The sequence below is a fragment of the Roseivirga sp. YIW32 genome, assembly GCF_057219245.1.
In genome coordinates this window covers 606,307-625,195 of sequence record NZ_JBXVVG010000002.1, presented here as the reverse complement: position 1 = coordinate 625,195, position 18,889 = coordinate 606,307, and the positions used below count along the sequence as shown (strand labels likewise).

General features: G+C 44.0%; 17 protein-coding genes. 10 read left to right on the top strand and 7 right to left on the bottom strand.

Annotated features, from left to right (window positions below; all coding sequences use genetic code 11):
* Positions 1 to 22 precede the first annotated feature (22 nt).
* Together AC2D6U_RS11555 and AC2D6U_RS11550 are read left to right on the top strand one after the other, a co-directional pair.
* Positions 23 to 2,188, top strand: coding sequence for a TonB-dependent receptor (locus AC2D6U_RS11555; protein WP_484721143.1), 2,166 nt, complete (start codon positions 23 to 25; stop codon positions 2,186 to 2,188).
* 2 nt (positions 2,189 to 2,190) lie between these two features.
* Positions 2,191 to 2,622, top strand: a complete 432-nt coding sequence (locus tag AC2D6U_RS11550) for a DUF2141 domain-containing protein (protein WP_484721142.1) — start codon at positions 2,191 to 2,193, stop codon at positions 2,620 to 2,622.
* Between the two features lie 96 nt (positions 2,623 to 2,718).
* Here AC2D6U_RS11550 and AC2D6U_RS11545 read toward each other — a convergent pair whose 3' ends face one another.
* Together AC2D6U_RS11545 and AC2D6U_RS11540 are read right to left on the bottom strand one after the other, a co-directional pair.
* Entirely contained in the window at positions 2,719 to 3,138 is a 420-nt protein-coding gene (locus AC2D6U_RS11545; RefSeq protein WP_484721141.1) for a hypothetical protein, read from the bottom strand.
* Positions 3,139 to 3,142: 4 nt separating this feature from the next.
* Positions 3,143 to 4,369 carry a hypothetical protein gene (locus AC2D6U_RS11540; protein WP_484721140.1) on the bottom strand — a complete coding sequence of 409 codons (1,227 nt, stop codon included), beginning with the start codon at positions 4,367 to 4,369 and terminating at the stop codon, positions 3,143 to 3,145.
* A 475-nt stretch (positions 4,370 to 4,844) separates the two neighbouring features.
* Here AC2D6U_RS11540 and AC2D6U_RS11535 point away from each other — a divergent pair, with 475 nt between their 5' ends.
* The 5 genes from AC2D6U_RS11535 to AC2D6U_RS11515 are packed head-to-tail and all read left to right on the top strand — an operon-like array spanning position 4,845 to position 8,738.
* A complete protein-coding gene (locus AC2D6U_RS11535; RefSeq protein WP_484721139.1) occupies positions 4,845 to 5,489 on the top strand; it encodes a hypothetical protein in 645 nt (214 codons plus the stop codon).
* A gap of 4 nt (positions 5,490 to 5,493) precedes the next feature.
* Positions 5,494 to 6,168 carry a hypothetical protein gene (locus tag AC2D6U_RS11530; protein WP_484721138.1) on the top strand — a complete coding sequence of 225 codons (675 nt, stop codon included), beginning with the start codon at positions 5,494 to 5,496 and terminating at the stop codon, positions 6,166 to 6,168.
* A 17-nt stretch (positions 6,169 to 6,185) separates the two neighbouring features.
* Positions 6,186 to 7,211 carry a sensor histidine kinase gene (locus AC2D6U_RS11525; RefSeq protein ID WP_484721137.1) on the top strand — a complete coding sequence of 342 codons (1,026 nt, stop codon included), beginning with the start codon at positions 6,186 to 6,188 and terminating at the stop codon, positions 7,209 to 7,211.
* Positions 7,208 to 7,966, top strand: coding sequence for a LytR/AlgR family response regulator transcription factor (locus AC2D6U_RS11520; RefSeq protein ID WP_484721136.1), 759 nt, complete (start codon positions 7,208 to 7,210; stop codon positions 7,964 to 7,966). The genes AC2D6U_RS11525 and AC2D6U_RS11520 overlap by 4 nt, the downstream gene beginning before the upstream one ends.
* Positions 7,967 to 8,021: 55 nt before the next feature.
* Entirely contained in the window at positions 8,022 to 8,738 is a 717-nt protein-coding gene (locus AC2D6U_RS11515) for a hypothetical protein (protein ID WP_484721135.1), read from the top strand.
* Between the two features lie 140 nt (positions 8,739 to 8,878).
* On the opposite strand, the gene AC2D6U_RS11510 is transcribed toward AC2D6U_RS11515, so the two are convergent.
* The gene (locus AC2D6U_RS11510; RefSeq protein ID WP_484721134.1) at positions 8,879 to 11,218 is read right to left on the bottom strand and encodes a M1 family metallopeptidase; all 2,340 of its coding nucleotides are present in this window, start codon (positions 11,216 to 11,218) and stop codon (positions 8,879 to 8,881) included.
* A gap of 18 nt (positions 11,219 to 11,236) precedes the next feature.
* The gene (locus tag AC2D6U_RS11505; protein WP_484721133.1) at positions 11,237 to 11,821 is read right to left on the bottom strand and encodes a HupE/UreJ family protein; all 585 of its coding nucleotides are present in this window, start codon (positions 11,819 to 11,821) and stop codon (positions 11,237 to 11,239) included.
* 57 nt (positions 11,822 to 11,878) lie between these two features.
* Here AC2D6U_RS11505 and AC2D6U_RS11500 point away from each other — a divergent pair, with 57 nt between their 5' ends.
* A complete protein-coding gene (locus tag AC2D6U_RS11500; RefSeq protein ID WP_484721132.1) occupies positions 11,879 to 12,397 on the top strand; it encodes a DUF6702 family protein in 519 nt (172 codons plus the stop codon).
* Positions 12,360 to 13,253: a DUF3298 and DUF4163 domain-containing protein gene (locus AC2D6U_RS11495; protein ID WP_484721131.1), complete on the top strand. Its 894-nt coding sequence runs from the start codon at positions 12,360 to 12,362 to the stop codon at positions 13,251 to 13,253. The genes AC2D6U_RS11500 and AC2D6U_RS11495 overlap by 38 nt, the downstream gene beginning before the upstream one ends.
* A 7-nt stretch (positions 13,254 to 13,260) precedes the next feature.
* Here AC2D6U_RS11495 and AC2D6U_RS11490 read toward each other — a convergent pair whose 3' ends face one another.
* On the bottom strand, positions 13,261 to 13,869 hold the full coding sequence (locus tag AC2D6U_RS11490) for a 2'-5' RNA ligase family protein (RefSeq protein WP_484721130.1): 609 nt from the start codon (positions 13,867 to 13,869) through the stop codon (positions 13,261 to 13,263).
* A 19-nt stretch (positions 13,870 to 13,888) separates the two neighbouring features.
* On the opposite strand from AC2D6U_RS11490, the gene AC2D6U_RS11485 reads away from it, so the two are divergent.
* Positions 13,889 to 16,405, top strand: coding sequence for a M14 family metallopeptidase (locus AC2D6U_RS11485; RefSeq protein WP_484721129.1), 2,517 nt, complete (start codon positions 13,889 to 13,891; stop codon positions 16,403 to 16,405).
* 80 nt (positions 16,406 to 16,485) lie between these two features.
* Here the strand turns inward: AC2D6U_RS11485 and AC2D6U_RS11480 are convergent, their stop codons facing one another.
* Positions 16,486 to 17,226: a LytR/AlgR family response regulator transcription factor gene (locus AC2D6U_RS11480; RefSeq protein WP_484721128.1), complete on the bottom strand. Its 741-nt coding sequence runs from the start codon at positions 17,224 to 17,226 to the stop codon at positions 16,486 to 16,488.
* Position 17,227: 1 nt separating this feature from the next.
* Positions 17,228 to 18,874, bottom strand: a complete 1,647-nt coding sequence (locus AC2D6U_RS11475) for a sensor histidine kinase (RefSeq protein WP_484721127.1) — start codon at positions 18,872 to 18,874, stop codon at positions 17,228 to 17,230.
* Positions 18,875 to 18,889 lie beyond the last annotated feature (15 nt).

The window sequence follows — 18,889 nt, the reverse complement described above, 5'->3', positions numbered from 1 at the left end:
ATCCTATCAAAACAACGAACGGATGAAAGGTCAACAACTCATGTGCTTCCTGATGCTGCTGGTCACAGCCCTTGAGCTCAATGCCCAACGGGTGATCAGCGGTTCGGTCAAAGACGAAAGCGGCCTCGGAATTCCTGGTGCAAATATTTACATCAAAAATACGTTTGATGGCACCAACACGATGCCTGATGGTCACTTTCGTTTCGAGACCTCAGCAGAGGGCGCACAGCTCTTGGTAGTGAGCTTTATCGGTTTCGAAACCATAGAGTATCCTATCCAAATCAATAAAAAGCAACTTGAGTTTGACCTGATCTTAAAGGAAAGCATCAATAAACTCGACGGGGTAACCATTACGGCAGGTGCTTTTGAAGCCTCAGAAGTCAAAAAATCGACGGTGCTCAAACCCTTAGACATCGTCACTACGGCAAGTGCCGCGGGAGACATCATGGGGGCGATCAATACCCTACCCGGTACTACCGCTGTGGGCGAATCGGGTAGAGTCTTTGTAAGAGGTGGGGAAGGCTATGAAACCAAGGTCTTCATCGACGGCCTGGAGGTAAAGAATGCCTTCAATTCAACCATTCCCAATGTGCCTACCCGCGGAAGGTTTAGTCCGTTCTTATTCAAGGGCACCGTGTTCAGCACGGGAGGTTATTCCGCTGAATACGGCCAAGCCTTGAGTTCAGTGCTTGTGCTCAATTCCAACGACAAAGCCATGGAAGACAAAACAGAGATCTCCGTGATGTCCGTGGGTGTCGACATCAGTCACACAGAAGCTTGGGATAAAACCTCCATCTCGGCCAAGCTTCAATATACCGATTTAAGGCCTTATCAAAAGCTCATTACCCAAACATTGGATTGGCAAACTCCTCCTCATGGATTTGTGGGTGAGCTTGTGATGCGACAATCCGTAGGAAAAGACGGTCTTTTGAAACTATATACCAACACTGACCGCTCTCATTTTAGCTTGAGAGAGCAAAACCTCAACACAGGAAGCAAGGATACTATCGATCTGACCAACAACTACCAATATGTCAACTTGAGCTATCGAGACCTGCTCAATAACGGCTGGTCCGTTCGTGGTGGACTTACATTCTCAAGCAATACGGACGACATCGTCTTCAATCAAATGAATTTCGCTGACCACACGCAAGGATGGCACGCCAAAGCCGCGTTGAACTGGGATGGACACAGCAAATTAAGTCTGAATACCGGCCTAGAAGTCATGACCAATCAATTTACCAGACGACTGGGTCAGCAACCACAAGCGGCCTCCTACCAGTTCAATGATGAAATCGCCGCCGGATTTGCAGAGTTAGATTTCTTCGCATCCAATCGATTCGTCATACGAACAGGCCTTCGCATGGAATACTCCAGCTTATCGAACAAAAGATGGCTCAGCCCTCGCGTCGCGGCCTCATACAAAGCAAGTGAGAAAGGACAGTTTTCATTGGCTTATGGTCAATTTGTACAGCAAGCACAAAACGAATACAGTGTAGTCAATCCGACCTTAAACCCGGAAATGGCGACCCATTACATCGCCAATTACCAATACACCAACCTCAATCAAGTGTTCCGTATTGAAGCTTTTTACAAAGACTACCAAGACCTGATCACATTTGATAACCCCGGCGACTTTACACCAAGTCAATTCGCAAACAATGGCTTTGGACATGCAAGAGGCATCGATGTGTTTTGGAGAGACGGACAAACCATTAAAAACACCGATTATTGGGTATCCTATAGCTTGACCGACGCCGAGCGACTTTACCAGGATTATCCGATCGCGGCAGCACCGGCCTTTCTGGCGAAACACAATTTCCGTGTCGTGATCAAGCACTTCGTCGAACCTTTACGAACGCAGTTTGGAGCAACCTATGCTTTCGCCTCTCAGCGTTTATTCCATAATCCGAACAAAGCCGGTTTCGATAATGATGCAACGCCTTACTTCGCTGATTTGAGTCTCAATGCTGCATTTTTGATCAGGCCACACATCATTTTATATACCTCTTGCTCAAATGTTTTAGGCAGAAATAATGTCTTCGGATATGAATATGCCAACCAAGCCGATGGCAATGGCTTTTACGAGAGCCGCGCCATTAGGCAACCGGCACCACGGTTCCTGTTCTTTGGCCTGTTCATCACCTTGACAAAAGATAGAAATCAAAACCAACTTGAAAATTTATAATTATGAAACTCTTAATGACAACCCTTTTGGCCAGCCTGATGTGGCCGGGTTTAACAGAAAAATCAGAAAATACGTTGACCATTAAAGTCAGCGGCATCAAGAACAAAAATGGCTACATCAGCGTGGCCCTTCACGACGGCACCTCCGATTTCCCTAATGGGGAAGGCTTCAAAACCGTTTCGGTTGATGCCGAACGCGGCACCGTAGAAATTATCATGGAGGGCGTGCCCGATGGGGAATATGCCATTGCCCTAATGCACGATGAAAATGCCAATGACGAATTTGACATGGAGTCAAATGGCATGCCGCTGGAAGGCTGGGGATTTTCGAACAACCCACAATCCAACATGGGGCCGGCGACCTGGTCAGAAGCCAGCTTTGATGTAGAAGGAGATCAAGAAATCAAAATAGACATGATGTACTTGAACTATTAGACTTTCTCAAAATATGCAGCTTGGGTAGCCACGGTCTCGACTGTGGCTTTTTCAACGTTTTCTAAACCTAGAGGACAAAAAATAATAATTAGTCAACTAATGATCACTCAGGCTTACTTTACCAGAACTTGCAATGATTGTAGATTTAACTCTTTTAGAATTGAAAAAATAAATGACTTCAATTTCAATTTTCTTTTCACTATATCTAATTTCATATACCTGAGGAGAATAAAATGGACCAATCTCATAAACGGTTGAAATGGGAGAATCCTCACCAATGTAGTTTACAATATAAAAAGACTGCGATGCATCATGACTACCATCAGATCCAGATTCTGGTGAATTCCACTTCTTATGTAAGGCTATATAAAAATCATTTGATATAAGGTATTCTTTAGGAATTAATGATGATATTACTCCAGAAAGACTTTCGTCTTCCACTTGACGGACAGTTGGTTTTACATTTATGTGTTGCAAAAGACACATAAATAATATAGTGCTAATATAAAACTTCATGATTTCAATTACACGTATTAGAAGATATGTGAATATGATCATTGTGAGTAGAAACTGACCAAATACTTCTGTTCTTATGTAAGAACTTTGGCCCAAAATTCTCCCTTATGTTATGACATAATTCAAAGGCATCTTGTAAAAGATATGCTAGAGACAAATCTGTCATATCTTCAATTCTCATACCATTAATCATATAAATATCCATTGCTTTTGACCTGTAGTGATTACTCAAAGGGGATGAATGAGCACCATTCGTAGTTGATGATATGCCAAGGCTATATATCTTCAATTCACTTCCTGAAGTATAATTTACGTAATCCAGAGCAAACCTTAGCATATGGTCTAAGCTTGGAGCCACTGGTTGATATGCGTTTACGCCATCTGTTGTTGTGCCGAAAGTTATATTTACACTCGTACCATCTTCCGTTACTAAACTTCTAGGTAATTCGACTAAGCTTTCAACACAATTATCATTTCCAAGATCACCATAATCTTCAATTATAAAAAGTAGGTCAGGAACAATGATCGGCGTATCCTCAGTCTTTGGCTTACAAGCATCATCACCATCGGATGATGAGTTTACGATGTAGGAAGTAGTACAAACCTTTGAGTATTCATAGTAGGTATAATCATAAGTTTTCGTATTACATTGTTGATCTTCACATTGAAATACGTCCACCGGAGTTACAAAGTATTGACATCTAAAACTTGTTGTCACGCTTGAGCCTTGATATGTATCATTGGTCCCTGTCCCTGAACTTCCCGAACCAGATGTCCCCGTGCTTCCCGAACTCGAACTACCGTTACTCATTTGGGTATTTGTTGGGCAGGGTTCTCCTACCATCTGCTCGTCATTATCTGGCTGAACCAATAGGCCTGGAAATGCAGTGTACAAATCTTTTATGATAATCTTTTGTATTGAACCGGTAAAACCATCCAATGAGCCTGTAGCATAATACTGCTCTGCAAATGCTTCAGTCATGGAATATTTCATCAGATAAGGCTGATAAGGAGTTCCTTCAGGTGTGAGCTTGAAGATCAAGTTATAAAAGGTCTTTGGGTCATGATTAATGTCTTCAACACCAAAGGCATAGGTTTCAATACCGGTTGAATCTCTTAATAGCTTTATGTGATCCCATTTGATCTTGAACTTTTCAGCGCCCTCATTGGCCACTTGAAAAAGCCCTTCCTTGTTGGCTCCTCTCAGTTTTTGAAAGAGCTTCTCTTTCACCTCAGGGATATGCTCTTCCTTAACGATCAGCCTTTCTGTCTTTTGCTTAGTTGGCTGTATGTCCTCGTTATCCTGACATCCAGAGAAAACTATACTAGTTATTAATAGAGCTAATAAGAAATAAAACTTTACAGTAGATACCTGGGGGGGGAGTATGATTTATTCATGGGTTTATTGATTTTCTGAAAGGATAAATCAACCGCATAAAAAATGCAAGCAACCGCCGCACATTACAATTTTTCCACTGTGAACAACTGTTCTATGATTTTAAAGCCTTGCTTTCAAAACATTATATATTTCATTTTAGAATATCATTTCATACATCGACTTTAAAAAATCGTTTGGTTCAATTTTTTATAAGGCATTACAACTCATCCTAGAAATGCTACAGTTCAGTAAGTCTTTTTTTCGGTGGGGGTAAACATGCGCTACTTTAGCTCCCGTAGTCAGAACCAAAAACAAAACTCAAAATAAAATGAAAAAGATCACTTTACTTATCGGAATGCTCGTTGCGGCCTTCGCCTTGAATGCCCAAAACCAAGAAGCTTACATCAACGCCATGATCGCCGGACTTGAACAACTGGGTGCTGCCCAATCCATTGAAGATTTGCAGGCTGCTGCAGGAAAATTCGAACGTGTAGCTGCTGTCGCACAAGATGACTGGTATGCTCCTTATTACGCCGGCTTGGCCTACACACGCATGAGCATGATGGCAGAAAGCATCAGCACAAAAGATCAATACAGTAAGAAAGCCCTATACCTTGCCAAGCAAGCCAAAGAACATTCGCCGAATAACTCGGAGGTGTTAGCACTTGAGGGCTATGTGTACATGATGCAGCTCGCTGCCGACCCAAACAATAGAGGCCAAATGCTCTCACCAAAAGTGATGCAAACCTTTGGCGAAGCCATGAGTCTGGACCCGAAAAACCCAAGAGTAATGGCATTGATGGCACAAATGCAGTTCGGTACGGCTCAATTCTTTGGATCAAGCACTGCTAATGCTTGTTCCATGGCTCAAAAAGCGCTCGCACAATTCAGTACAGAGCAGGAAGGACAGAGTTTTGCTCCAACTTGGGGTAAGAACGTTGCCGAATCACTCATCGGACAGTGTCAACAATAATCCATTGGAAAAAATCCTACTCATCTCACATGCCACAGCCGGAGATCTTACCCTGATCTCCGGCTTAATGGCTGCTTTTATAGGCAAAAAAGGAAACAAGTTGCACAAACAAGTAGGTCGTGTGTTTTTCTGGTCCATGCTTTGGATCTTCATTAGTGCGTTGCTGATCATCAGCCTCCTTCGTTTTAACTTCTTCCTATTGATCATTGCTGTATTTAGTTTCTACATGAGCTTTTCAGGAATTCGTGTCTTGAAGATCAAAAAAGACGGAATCGTTAAGTGGTATGATTGGACAGCATCTATCATCACGATACTCTTTGGCCTTTCACTGATCTTCATAGGAGCAAGACTCTTGCTCATCAATGGAATCAGCAGTACTATGGGTTACTTGTCACTCTTTTTTGGCTTCTTCACAGCAAATACGGGATGGCTCTATTACAAGAGCTTTCGTAGGACGGAACAGCCAAAGTTATGGTGGTGGTTTGCCCATATGAATTCCATGTGTGGTGCTTTGATTGCTAGCATTACAGCATTTCTTGTGCAAAATGGCGAATCACTAGGTGTATCCAATAACATGAGTTGGGTCCTTTGGGCCCTTCCCGCAGCCATCGGTTCACCGCTGATCTCTTATTGGGCTAGAAAGTATAGGAAGCAATTTTGTATCGTCAGCAGCAAATAATTAATTAGTTTTATTCAATGGCCTACGTCAACACAATCAATTGGAAGTCAGAGCTGATCAACACCAGCTTGATCTTCGTTTTTGGCGCATTCACCACGCTCATCTGGTGCGGGGGTTGCTTCGACAACATTTGGGGAGAACGTTATTCGATGCTCTTCTCTGGACTGATGTGGGTGCTTTTGTGGCAAGGAAATGGACATTTGTCCGATTATATATCCACCAAGGTCTCCTGGCTCAAAGAACCGGGCAAGCGCTTTATTTGGGGCATTATTGGTGTTGTGGTCTATTCGCCGGCAGCCGTCTATTTGACCTACCTGATACTTTTATGGACACTTGATGTGGAGATGTCAGGCATCGGAAGCATTGCGTTGATCGCGATTGGCATCACCTTTATCATTAGCTTCTTTTTGAATGCCGCCAGTTTCTTCCGCAATTGGCGACAAGCCGCTTTGGATGCTGAGCGCTTGAAAAAAGAGCAAATGGCGACCAAGTATGAATCCTTGAAGAATCAAGTCAACCCGCACTTTCTATTCAATAGCCTCAATGCCTTAACCAATTTAGTCTATGAAGACCAAGACAGGGCGGCTGACTTCATCAGGCAACTATCGAGAGTCTATCGTTACGTACTGGAAACACGATCCAAAGAGTTGGTTTCTCTTGGTGAAGAATTGAAGTTCGTCGATGCTTATCTGGTCCTTCAGAAAGCTCGCTTTGACGAAAAACTTCAGGTTGACATTCAACTCAAAGGACATGAGCACCGAATGGTCCCGCCGATCTCTTTACAAATTCTGCTCGAAAATGCCATCAAACACAATATCATTTCGACAGAGGATCCACTTCACATTCAGGTCTTCATTGAAGAAGACCGGCTCGTGGTGAAAAACAACCTGCAAAAGAAAAACATACCCATTGAAGAGTCTTCCGGTATGGGCTTACCCAACATCATCTCACGCTTTGAATTTCTCACCAACCAACAAGTCGAAATTCAAGACGGACCCGACGAATTCATTGTTAAACTTCCGCTGTTAACTGTCGAATCATGAATGTTTTAATTGTTGAAGACGAAAATATGGCTGCCAAAAGGCTCGAAAAGCTCCTCTTGGCCGCTGATGAAAACACCCACATTTTAGCTCAGCTCGACTCGGTTAAAACAGCCACGGCATGGCTCTCTCAACACACCGCTGATCTTCTTTTTTTTGATATTCAGCTAGCTGATGGATTGAGTTTTGAAATCCTCGAACAGGTAGAAGTAAAGGCGCCAATTATTTTTACCACTGCCTTCGACGAATATGCCATTCAGGCCTTTAAGGTCAATAGCATCGATTATTTATTGAAGCCCATAGACCCGGAAGAGCTTAAGCAGGCATTGCTCAAATACCATGAGCGCTTTTCCACAAAAGAGCAACCAGCCTTTGACATGGGTGCATTGGCAAAAGCGATGAGCCAATACACCAAACGCTATAAAGAACGCTTCGTTGTAAAAGTGGGAGAACATATCAAAACGGTGGCGGTATCCGATATACGGCACATATATAGTCAAGAAAAGACGACATTTATTAATGATATCCACAACAAGCGACGCATCATTGACTTTACGGTGGAACAGGCACAGGAGCTATTAGATCCGGAGCAGTTCTTTCGCATCAACAGAAAATACTTGATCTCAATGAAAGCGATCAAAGACATGGTCGCTTACAGTAATTCTCGTCTACGCATTATACTGCACGATTCAGATGAAATGGATGCCATCGTGAGCCGCGAAAAAGTGCAAGACTTCAAAAAATGGCTCGACCGTTGAGGGAATTAACCAGCTGAAAGACAACTTATCTTTTCCAGAACTGTTAAACTTGTCTATGCGAAAGTTTTTTCTGCTGCCACTTTTGGTTTCCTTTTCTTCCCTGACACTTTCTGCTCAGACACCGTCGGGCACCTGGGTAATGGCCTTTGTCAAAGCCAAACAACCTGTATATACCATGTTTGAAGAAGAAGGCTCTTTTGCACTGGCAGATGAAGTGCCCCAAGATTCCGTTTTTCTCTATTCACCGGGATTAATGAGCATTGTTTTCGAAGCTGAGGACATTCGAAGCTACTCTTGGGAAGGAGAAGAGCGCTGGACTTCTCGCATCGTTAAGGACAGCCTGTACTTATTCGGTAAACGGGACACCCTATTTGGCATATTCAACGAACAAAAGGTCATCCTCAGCTCAACATTAGATGATCGCCCCACCGAATATCACTTTGACCCATTGGATGAAAAAAACCTTTCACCACCAGAACTCTTAGGCTATAGCTGGCGGGTGCGCTCGAAAGGGCATCCTTTTGATGATGCAACGGTTCGTTTTTCACTCGAACCGAATAGTACACGATACAATTTCAAACCGCTAGACATGGGAGCCATGAAGGCCTTTGAATATGAACTTCCACCGAGTTCTCCAGAGGCGGCAGATCAAGAATATGGCATTGTCTACCTTTATCAAAAACGTAGAAACCGTATCGAGGGCGTGTTTTATCCTGCAAGGGATGATAGTGGCGCACCAACTAGAAGGACCATACGGTTGATAAAAAAATAAGCTTTTTCCGCACCGCTTAGCCTTAAAGTCCATTTGATAGGCAGCTATTGAACGCGTTGTTCTCTATCAAGGATGCTGGTGACAATCCTACATCGACTCATAAAGAAAAAGCCCTGACATTTCTGTCAGGGCTTCTAATTTTAGTTGTTGCCTTGGTTCGCTCGCTGCATTGGGTTCGAGCCCGCCGATTGACCTCTGGCACCGCCTCCTCTGCTTTTGAATAGCTCAAAACGAGTAGGCCCAGTGTTTCTTGGCCAATAGTTATTCATTTCATCCGTATCAGCTGTTTCCCTATTCGGATCGATACGGATCTGCACCACTTCCTTGTCTTTCATGAAAGCTTTGGTCACTTTCTCTTCGTTCTTTCTCCAGATGTAGGCTGGAATGCGCTCAATTTCTGTGGTGCCATCAGCAAAGGTCCACTCAATGATGATCGGCATGACTAGCCCCCCTTCGTTCGAGAACTCCAATTGATAAAAGTTTTTATCATCACCCAATAAGGTCTTTTCCTCTTCGCTCAACGAAGCACTAAATCGCTGATACGCCAGTTTTGCTTCTTCTGTCACCTCAAAACGGTCGTAAGAATAATAGAAATCTTGCAGTCTTTCGTCTCTTTCGACGTAGTAAGACATCCCTTCTTCTTTGTTGCGCTGCATGGCGATGTCTTGACGAATCTCGTTGAAGTTAGCCTCAGCAATGGGATATTCCACCTCAGGGTCTTGCGTATTCAGTTTGTACCACTCGACTTTATCCAATGAGATGTCCACGTTGTCAATGGTGAAGTACCAGCCCCTAATGAACCAATCAATATCTACTGCTGATGCATCTTCCAAGGTGCGGAACAGGTCGTCAGGTGTAGGATGTTTGAAGGCCCATCGTTTCGCATATTCCTTAAAGGCATAATCAAATAGCTCTCTGCCCATAATGGTCTCTCTCAAAATATTCAGCCCTGTTGCTGCTTTTGCGTAGGCGTTATTACCAAAACCAATGATGTTTTCTGAGTTGGTCATGATCGGCTCCAATTGTTCTTTCGGTAGTGCCATGTACGGAGCAATTTTGGCGGCCGGACCTCTTCTGTGTGGATAATTCGGATCCCACTCTTGCTCGGTGAGGTACTGGACAAAGGTGTTCAAGCCTTCGTCCATCCAGGTCCACTGACGCTCATCAGAATTCACGATCATAGGGAAGAAATTGTGTCCAACTTCATGGATGATCACACCGATCGCACCATACTTCGTCGATTCTGAATAGGTTCCATCAGGCAGTGTTCTGCCGTAATTGAAACAGATCATAGGGTATTCCATTCCGTTCGAAGCTTCTACAGAAATGGCCACCGGATAAGGATAAGGAATCGTGTATTTTGAATAGGTCTTCAAGGTATGGGCAACAGCCTTCGTTGAATAGCGCTCGTAGATACCATAGGCTTCTTTGGCGTAGTACGACATGGCCATTGGGTTGTCGGCTCTGCCGTCTATGTCTACCGCCATGGCATCCCAAACGAATTTTCGAGAAGAGGTCCAGGCAAAGTCCCGTACGTTTTCTGCTTTGTAGTGCCATGTTTTGGTGGCTGTCGTTCCTTCTTTTTCGTTCTCTTTGGCCTCTTCTAGGGTCACGATCTTCACCGGATCGACAAACTCTTGCTGCGCTTGTTCCCAACGCTTCATTTGCTCACTGGTCAAAATATCACGCGCGTTTTGCAATTCACCAGTAGACCCCACCACATGGTCAGCCGGCACGGTCATCTTCACATCGTAATCACCAAAGGTCAACGCGAATTCGCCACGACCGGTAAACTGCTTGTTATTCCATCCTTGGAAGTCAGAATAGACGGCCATTCGAGGGAACCAACCCGTGATGGTATAAATGTAATTGCCATCTTCTGGAAAGTATTCATGTCCTCCTCGAGCTCCTGATTCATTTCTTGGGGTGGTGTTGTACCACCAATCAATGCTAAACTCGATCTTTGCACCAGGATTCAAGGTTTGAGGCAAGTCAATTCGCATCATGGTCTGATTGATCGTGTAGGGCAGTGGTTTGCCTTTGGCATCAACTACTTTCATGATGTGGAATCCCCAATCGTTCTCATGACCATCCAAACTTTCGATCTGATCGTAGGTCATGCGCGGGCGAATGCTGCTTGGGTCAAATTTATACGAATCGTTATCCGGATGTCTGACGTTCTCGTCTAGCGCGATCCAGAGGTAATCCAAGGGATCCGGTGAGTTGTTGTAGTAGGTAATGGTTTCTGCACCATCGATGCGCTGGTTTTCATCATCTAAGGTTGCTTGGATCTTATAATCAGCTTTTTGTTGCCAATATTGGGGTCCAGGTGCACCTGAAGCACTTCTGTAGACGCTTGGGTCGCGAAGCATACGCTCCAGTTGTTCAAATCGTTTACCATGATTGCTATTGACCACTTGTGCCATCAATGAAGTTGACACAAAGCCAAGAGCCAATAGTAAGAGGGTTACCTTTTTCATATCTTTTTTACTCATTAATTACCAAAATCTTGTTTCTATCATCATCGTGATGGCGATGCCCGCCACTGCAGATGAAATAATTAGGGTCCAATCTCTTCTCGAAACATTGAAGAGACTAACAAATACAAAAGCGATCACCATAAAGAAAAGCACAATGATGATCTGGCCAAGTTCAAGACCAACATTGAAGGCCAACAGTGGCGTCACAATGCTGTCTTCTTTACCCAACAGGCTTTTCAGGTAATTCGAAAACCCAAGGCCATGAATCAATCCAAAAAAGAGGGCAAAGAAATAATTCGTATTGAATTTAGAGGGTGTTAAGGCACTTTGTTTGCGCAAAAGATTGCCAAAAGCCGTCACAAAAATGGTCACAGGAATCAAAAACTCGATGATATCAGACCTGAAATTCACCAAATTCAAGGTGCTTAATGCCAAAGTAATGGAATGCCCAATGGTAAAAGCCGTCACTAAGATCAACACCTTTTTCCAGTCCTGCAATTGATAGATCACGCACAAGGCCACCACAAAAAGGATATGGTCGATGCCATTGATGTCGAGGATGTGCTCCCTACCTAATTCAAAGTAAATGCCAAATTGGCCCATAAATTGTTCAGATTATAATCCTGTCTTGTAACAGGATTGCAATTATAAAAGTTAATTTTGAATCGACATACCCTTTCGTGTGACATGCGCATCAATCTGTTATATACGGTATTTCTAGCTTGTTTCTCGGTTTGGCATCCTTTTCATGTAAGTGTGACCGACATAGTGCACAATAAAGAGGCACAATCGATACAGGTAAGCCAACGCATTTTTATCGATGATCTAGAGCAAGGCCTTAAAAAGTTTCATGGGCTAGGCTACGTTGACACCTACCAACCCAAAGACCTGAAACGATTGGACAGCCTAATAGCAGGGTATTTAGCAGAAAAAGTATTCTTTCGGATCAATGGAAAAGAATACCCTTTTAAATACCTCGGCTCGGAAGTAGAATCGGACGCCCGTTGGTGCTATTACGAAATTGAAGGCATCGCCGCAGTGTCCGAAGCCGAGATCACCAATGCGCTGCTCATGGAAATCTTTGACGACCAACAGAACATTGTCCACTTTAAGGCAAACGAAACATTAAAGAGCTATAAACTTGATAAAGAAGACACCTATACCACGTTCAACTTCTAAGTTGATCACTGAATGTCTCGTTGTGATGGTCCTGATCACCTCTGGTTGTCAATTTGGAGATAAACAGGAACAACGTAATCTTGAGTTAAAAGCTGCGCCAATCCCTCAGTACGTGGAGTATCGTGTCGAGAAGATCGACCAAAAGGTAGGGAAATGTGAAGCGGATTCTAGTGCTAGGCAGTGCCTCTTGTTTCAGATCGAATACCCGGTCATTACAGGAAAAGTGTCACCCGAAGTAATGAAAAGTATCAACGCGGCCATTGAAAGAGAAATTTTAATGAATGCTCCTGTAGAAAAAAGCGGCGTTAATTCGGTGGAGGAAATGATGGACGAACTGACGAGCTCTTTTGAACAATTGATCAAGGATTTTGAGGATTTTGAACAGAGTTGGCTAATTGAGATCAATGCGGACATCTTATACCAAAACGAGAGTTACATCAGCATCGCAAGCAGTGTATTCAACTATACCGGAGGTGCGCACCCAAACAACAGTCAAATCTATAAAACCTATGATTTGAAAACGGGAAAAGCAGTTACGTTAGGAGACCTTTTCTTAGAAGGCTACGAACGCGCACTCAACGAAGCGGCGGAGATCGAATTCAGAATGCAAAAAGAGATCCCTCCTCAAAACAGCCTTTCTTCAGCGGGTTATTGGTTCGAAGATGATCGGTTCACACTGAATGAGAATTTTGCCATCATCCGACAATCCCTCATTTTTTACTTCAACCCTTATGAGATCGGTCCGTATTCCCTTGGACCCACCGAGCTAGAACTGAAGCTTACAGATTACATCGATCTCGTGAAAAAAGAGGGCCTACTGTACCCCTTACTGAGTGACTCAACCGCAACAGAATAACAATTCGTTAGTCTACAAAAGGAAACTCATGGAACGGATGCCATTGCCGACCGTCGTGCTTTAACAACCAAAAGGAGTCGACCAGCATTTTTGCTTCATAGGTTTTTTGCTGATAGACCGGCCAGGCGGCATCAAATGCTTCCTTTTTCAAATCGCGAAAGGCTACGGTAATGTGTGGATGAAACCCTCGATTATGTGTCGTATTCAACAGCTTCAAGTTCTGCTTCGTATAGCTAATGAATTCCTTGTGAAAGGTGCGTAATTTAGCAGATTCCTTGTTTTTGATATAGATCGTCCTTGGTGGAAAAGCACCAAAGCCATCCAAAAACAAATTAAAAGGGCTGTACTTAGTTGCACGCACAAGCAACTGGATAAGTCGTTGCTCATTGCGCTCTTTCCACAAAAATGGCATGTGCAAGGTCAGGTGCGCAGGTGACTTCAAGGCTCCTTTGGTGTTGAATTTCGCTGAGATCTCCTCTTTGATCTGAAAAATATCACTCGCCAAGGGCTCTTTGGGGAGTAAGGCAAGAAAGTATTTGGCTTCGCTGGTCTTCATCGGATTCAACCAAAGGTCAAAAGCAAATTTGCACGGATTCGAAATTAACGTAAATTCCAAACTCTTTAACAGTCAACTTATGAAAAGGCAATTCCTTCTAGTATTTCTACTTTCTCTTATCGTTTCAGGTCTTCAGGCCCAGAGTCTTCAAAGCCCCGATGAATTCCTGGGCTATGAACTCGGTACTCGATTTACACCTCATCATAAAGTGGTGGCCTATTATCAGCATGTCGCCGCCCAATTGAATCATGTAAAAACGCAGCAATACGGAGAGACCAACGAATTACGACCCCTCATGGTCGCCTATGTTTCTTCTCAAGAAAACATCGACAATTGGGACCAGATCCGAACCGACAACTTAAAGCGCGCAAAGCTAATGGAGGGCGACCCCGTCGGTGAAAAGATAGGGATCGTTTGGTTGAGCTACAACGTACACGGCAATGAAGCCAATTCAACTGAAACGGCCATGAAGACGCTCTACGAATTGGCACGCCCAAACAACGCCGAGGCACAAAATTGGTTGAAGAACACTGTGGTCATCCTGGATCCGTGCATCAACCCTGACGGTAGAGACCGTTATGCCAACTGGATCAACCAAGTTGCCGGTACGCGCCCTAACCCTTCACGAGATGCCATTGAGCACAATGAACCTTGGCCTGGCGGTAGAGCGAATCATTACTTGTTCGACCTCAATAGAGATTGGGCATGGCAAAAGCAGATCGAATCGCAGCAACGCATGGCTTTGTACAATACCATCATGCCACACATCCATGTCGATTTTCATGAGCAAGGAAGCAACAGCCCTTACTATTTCGCGCCAGCTGCCGAACCCATTCACGATCAGGTAACCCCGTGGCAGAGAGACTTTCAAGAGATCATTGGGCGCAACCACGCCAAATACTTCGATCAGAATAGCTGGTTGTTCTTCACCAAAGAGAGCTTCGATATCCTGTATCCGAGCTATGGCGATTCCTACCCTATGTACAATGGTGCCATCGGCATGACCTACGAACAAGCCAGTAGCGATTTAGCCATTCTTACAGATGAAGGAGATACCCTCACCCTTAATGATGCCATCGCTCATCATTACACTACAGGGATGTCTACCGTCGAGGTGGCCTCCACCAACATGGACAAAATGGTGGATGAGTTCACTGCATACTTCGAAAAGGGAGTCAATGATCCAAAAGCCAAGTACAAAACCTACATCGTCCGAGGAACCAATCATCCGGATAAGCTCAAAAAATTGACGGAATTCTTAGATCGACACTTGATCGAATACGGCGTCGGATCATCCAAAAAGGCAGTACCTGCCTTTGCTTACATGACCAATGAAGAAGAAAGTGTCACCATTCAAAACGGTGATTTGTTGATTTCGGCCAATCAGCCAAAAGCTGTATTGATCCAGGCCCTCTTTGAGCCCAATACATATGTCAGCACGGTAGAAACGTATGACATCACTGCCTGGGCTGTTCCTTACATGATGGGCTTAGAAGCATATGCCACAGAACAGAGCATTGCAGTGGAGCCGAGTCCTTATGTCATGCCATCCACAAGCGCCGAGATCACTCCCGGGGCAGCTGCTTACTTAGTCAAATGGGAGAGCATTGAAGATGCTAAATTCTTGGCCGAGCTATTGAAGCATGACATTAAACTGCGTTATGCCATGGTGCCTTTTGCCATTGGGGGTGAAGCTTATGGTTCAGGGACATTGATCATTACGCGAAAAGGTAACCGACACCTCAGAAGTCAGTTTGATGAAGTCGTCAAAGCAGCGGCCGAAAAGTACAAACGCACAGTGGTGGCAACCCCAACCACCTTTGCCGACTCGGGCAAAGACTTCGGCTCGAACAATGTACCGTTCATTGAAAAGCCGAACATCTTGGTCATGCGCGGAGAAGGCGTCTCCTCCTTAGGTTTCGGAGAGTTCTGGTACTTTATGGAGCAGGAATTAGACTACCCAATTACCATGGTGGACACAAACGACGCAGGTAGAATTGATCTGGCTGACTACAACGTATTGGTACTTCCATCCGGTTCATATGGTCGAGTATTCGGAGGCAGTAAACTAGAAGAATTGCAAAGCTGGGTAAGAGGTGGTGGCCGCGTCATTGCCATCGACAGGGCCATCAATACCTTTGTTGGAAAAGATGGCATTGCCTTAAAACGCAAGAGCAGCGAAGACGAAAGAACGGAAGAAGAAAAGAAAGAAGCCGCACTAGTTCCTTTTGCCGAAAGAAGCCGAAAAGCAGATCCATACCGCTTACCAGGTGCCATCTTCAAGCTAAACATTGACAATTCGCACCCCTTAGGGTTCGGCTATGATGCCGGCTATTTCACGCTCAAGAACAACAGCACAGCATTTGACTACCTCAGCAATGGTTGGAATGTTGGAACCATTGCTTCCACTACTTCACATATCTCAGGAGTCGCTGGAGAAAAGGTCAAGGAACAATTGGCCGAGTCTTTGGTCTTTGGTGTCGAAAACCAAGGGGGTGGTGCCATGATCTACCTGGCCGATAACCCCTTGTTCAGGGCCTTCTGGGAAAATGGAAAGCTGATGGTCGCAAATGCCTTGTTCTTGGTGGGGCAGTAATTTATTTCTCATTCTGAGCTTGCCTAGGAATCTGCCCAAAATTTGTAGCTCTTTCGGCAGGCTCAAGATGGAAAAAAGAATTACAAAGAGGAGAACCATTTCAACAGGTTCTCCTTTTGCGTTCTAGAGATAGGGACTTGATGTCCATTGTTGAGCAAAAGATAACCACCATCTCTTTTCACATAGCGATCAACATATTGCTGATTGACCAGATGCGATTGATGTACGCGCATGAAGCCAAAATCCTTGAGGATCTCGTAATAGAAACCTAAGTGCTTGGAAACTACTATTTCCTCTTCGTTGCGGAGAAAGAATCTCGCATAATTGCTATCCGCTTCTATCCTGACGATCTCCGATAAAGTGATCAATCGAATTTCATCTGACAAGGTAAGGGCAATCTTCTTTTCCTTTTGATTGAAGTAAGAATCCAGACTTTCACGGCTCAGCTCTGTCGGTTGACTTTCAGCAAGCAGGTCGTTTACCGCTTTGCGCAGGTCCTCATGATCGATCGGCTTTAGGACATAATCAGAAGCAGAGAATTTAATGGCCTTTAGCGCATAAGCGTCGTAAGCAGTGACAAAAACCACCTTGAAAGGCAACTCTTCATAAAGCTCCAGTAGGGCAAAACCATTGGCATTCGGCATTTCAATGTCTAAAAATACCACCTCTGGAGCGGTGGATTTGATCAGTTGAAAAGCTTCCGGCACTGAAGCCGCCTCACCCAAAACGACAACTTCAGGACAATACTTTGCCAACATAGCGCTTAAGTTCTGTCTATTATGAACTTCGTCGTCAACAAGTATGGCGGTCAGCTGCTGCATTTTATAAATTCAAAGGTAAACTGATCTCTACTTCAAAACCATTGGTTCCTTTTGTGGTATTGATCCCCGCCCGGAGCTGGTTTCCAAGCTGTTTTCGTAGAATATCGATTCTTTCTCTACCCATACTCATGCCCTTTCCTTCCGTGAAGAAGTTGCCTTCGTGATTTGCATTGTCTTTGATCTCAAAAATCAATTGATCGCCCAATTGACCAACAACTAAACTGATCTGATTCGCTTTGAACTTAGAAACACCGTGGAAAACGGCATTCTCCAAATAAGGCTGCAAGATCATGGAGGGAATCAGCGTGTTACGGTCCAAACCTTCATCAACCTTGATGTGGTATTCAAAAGGGATGCGGAGTTTTTCTAACTCCAAATAAAGCTCTGCTAACTCCAGCTCTTCTTGCAAACTGTGTAAAGATTCATCCGACTGCACAAGAACCCTCCTGAGTAGCTTGCTCAATTTCACGATATAGTCATTAGCCAAGTCATTTTTGCCTTGATTGACCAGATTTTGGATAGCGCTCAGCGCATTAAAGAGAAAATGTGGATTGAGCTGTGAACGTATCGCTTTCAGTTCTGCATCAGATAGTTGTTTAAGCAAGTTACTCTCATTGATCTTACGCTTGGCACCAATTCTATAGATGACAAAAGCTATTGAAATGGCCGCAATGATTCCCACTAACCAGAGTCCGCCCTCCTTCCAGAAGGAATAAGGGACCGAAAAGGCGTATGTTCTGCTGGTCTGACCATAGGTTTTTCTAGGATCGTTCATTCTGATCAGGTAACTCCCCGATTCTTTTGGCGTATAGAAATACGCGAAATAATCATTAAAGCGTTCTTCAATTCTCGTGAACTCTATTCTATCACCATCTTTATACAGCTCAATTCTCGGAGAATTGGTCGTGAATGAGAGCGCCCCTGAACCTAGCGGAATGATTGGATTCTCTGGGAGTCCATTTTCATCTAATCTTTGCGCAAAACCATTCTCTAGCCAATAATCGTAGCTCTTTACCGCCTTATCACTCGAAAAGAGATTATACATAATGGAATCGGAGTATTGCATGCGTTCATCGACCTCGTCGTTCTGGATAAAAGCCATCAATTCTATTGGATCGTAATCTACCGTCCATTCAAAATTGAGTCTTGTGTTTTGAGGGTCGCTCATCGTCCTGTAAGGATTGAGTTTCACAATCCTCAAGGCATCGCTGGCTCCTCCGCTGTAGGACTGTGCCCCTAGGTAAGCGACCTTTCTGCCTTCCCATTCTTTATTGAAATTCTCGAGCTTTTTGAATTTCCCAGAACTGGTTAACAAGCGATACCCTGTCGCATTGGACTCGTCAATGTCTGGTAACCACATTCTGATTTGAGACCTTCTTGGCAGAATTAATTCAATTGGCAGTCCTTCCTCTGTAAAGCCCTTAGAGATTTTAGAAATATCATATAATCGCTCATTTTCAAAATCATAGACCTCAATGGCCAAGCGTATTTCGCCACTTGAGATCAAAGTTGTTTGCGCCACTGACCCGGCACAAACAAAGAGGAATAGTGTAAATACTAATAATCGCATCATCTTGAGTTTTTTATTCGATACGAATAAAATTCCCTGAGCTGGTCTTTCTTGCAAGAATGAGTATTGTGCTGCCATCAATGAGTATCTGAC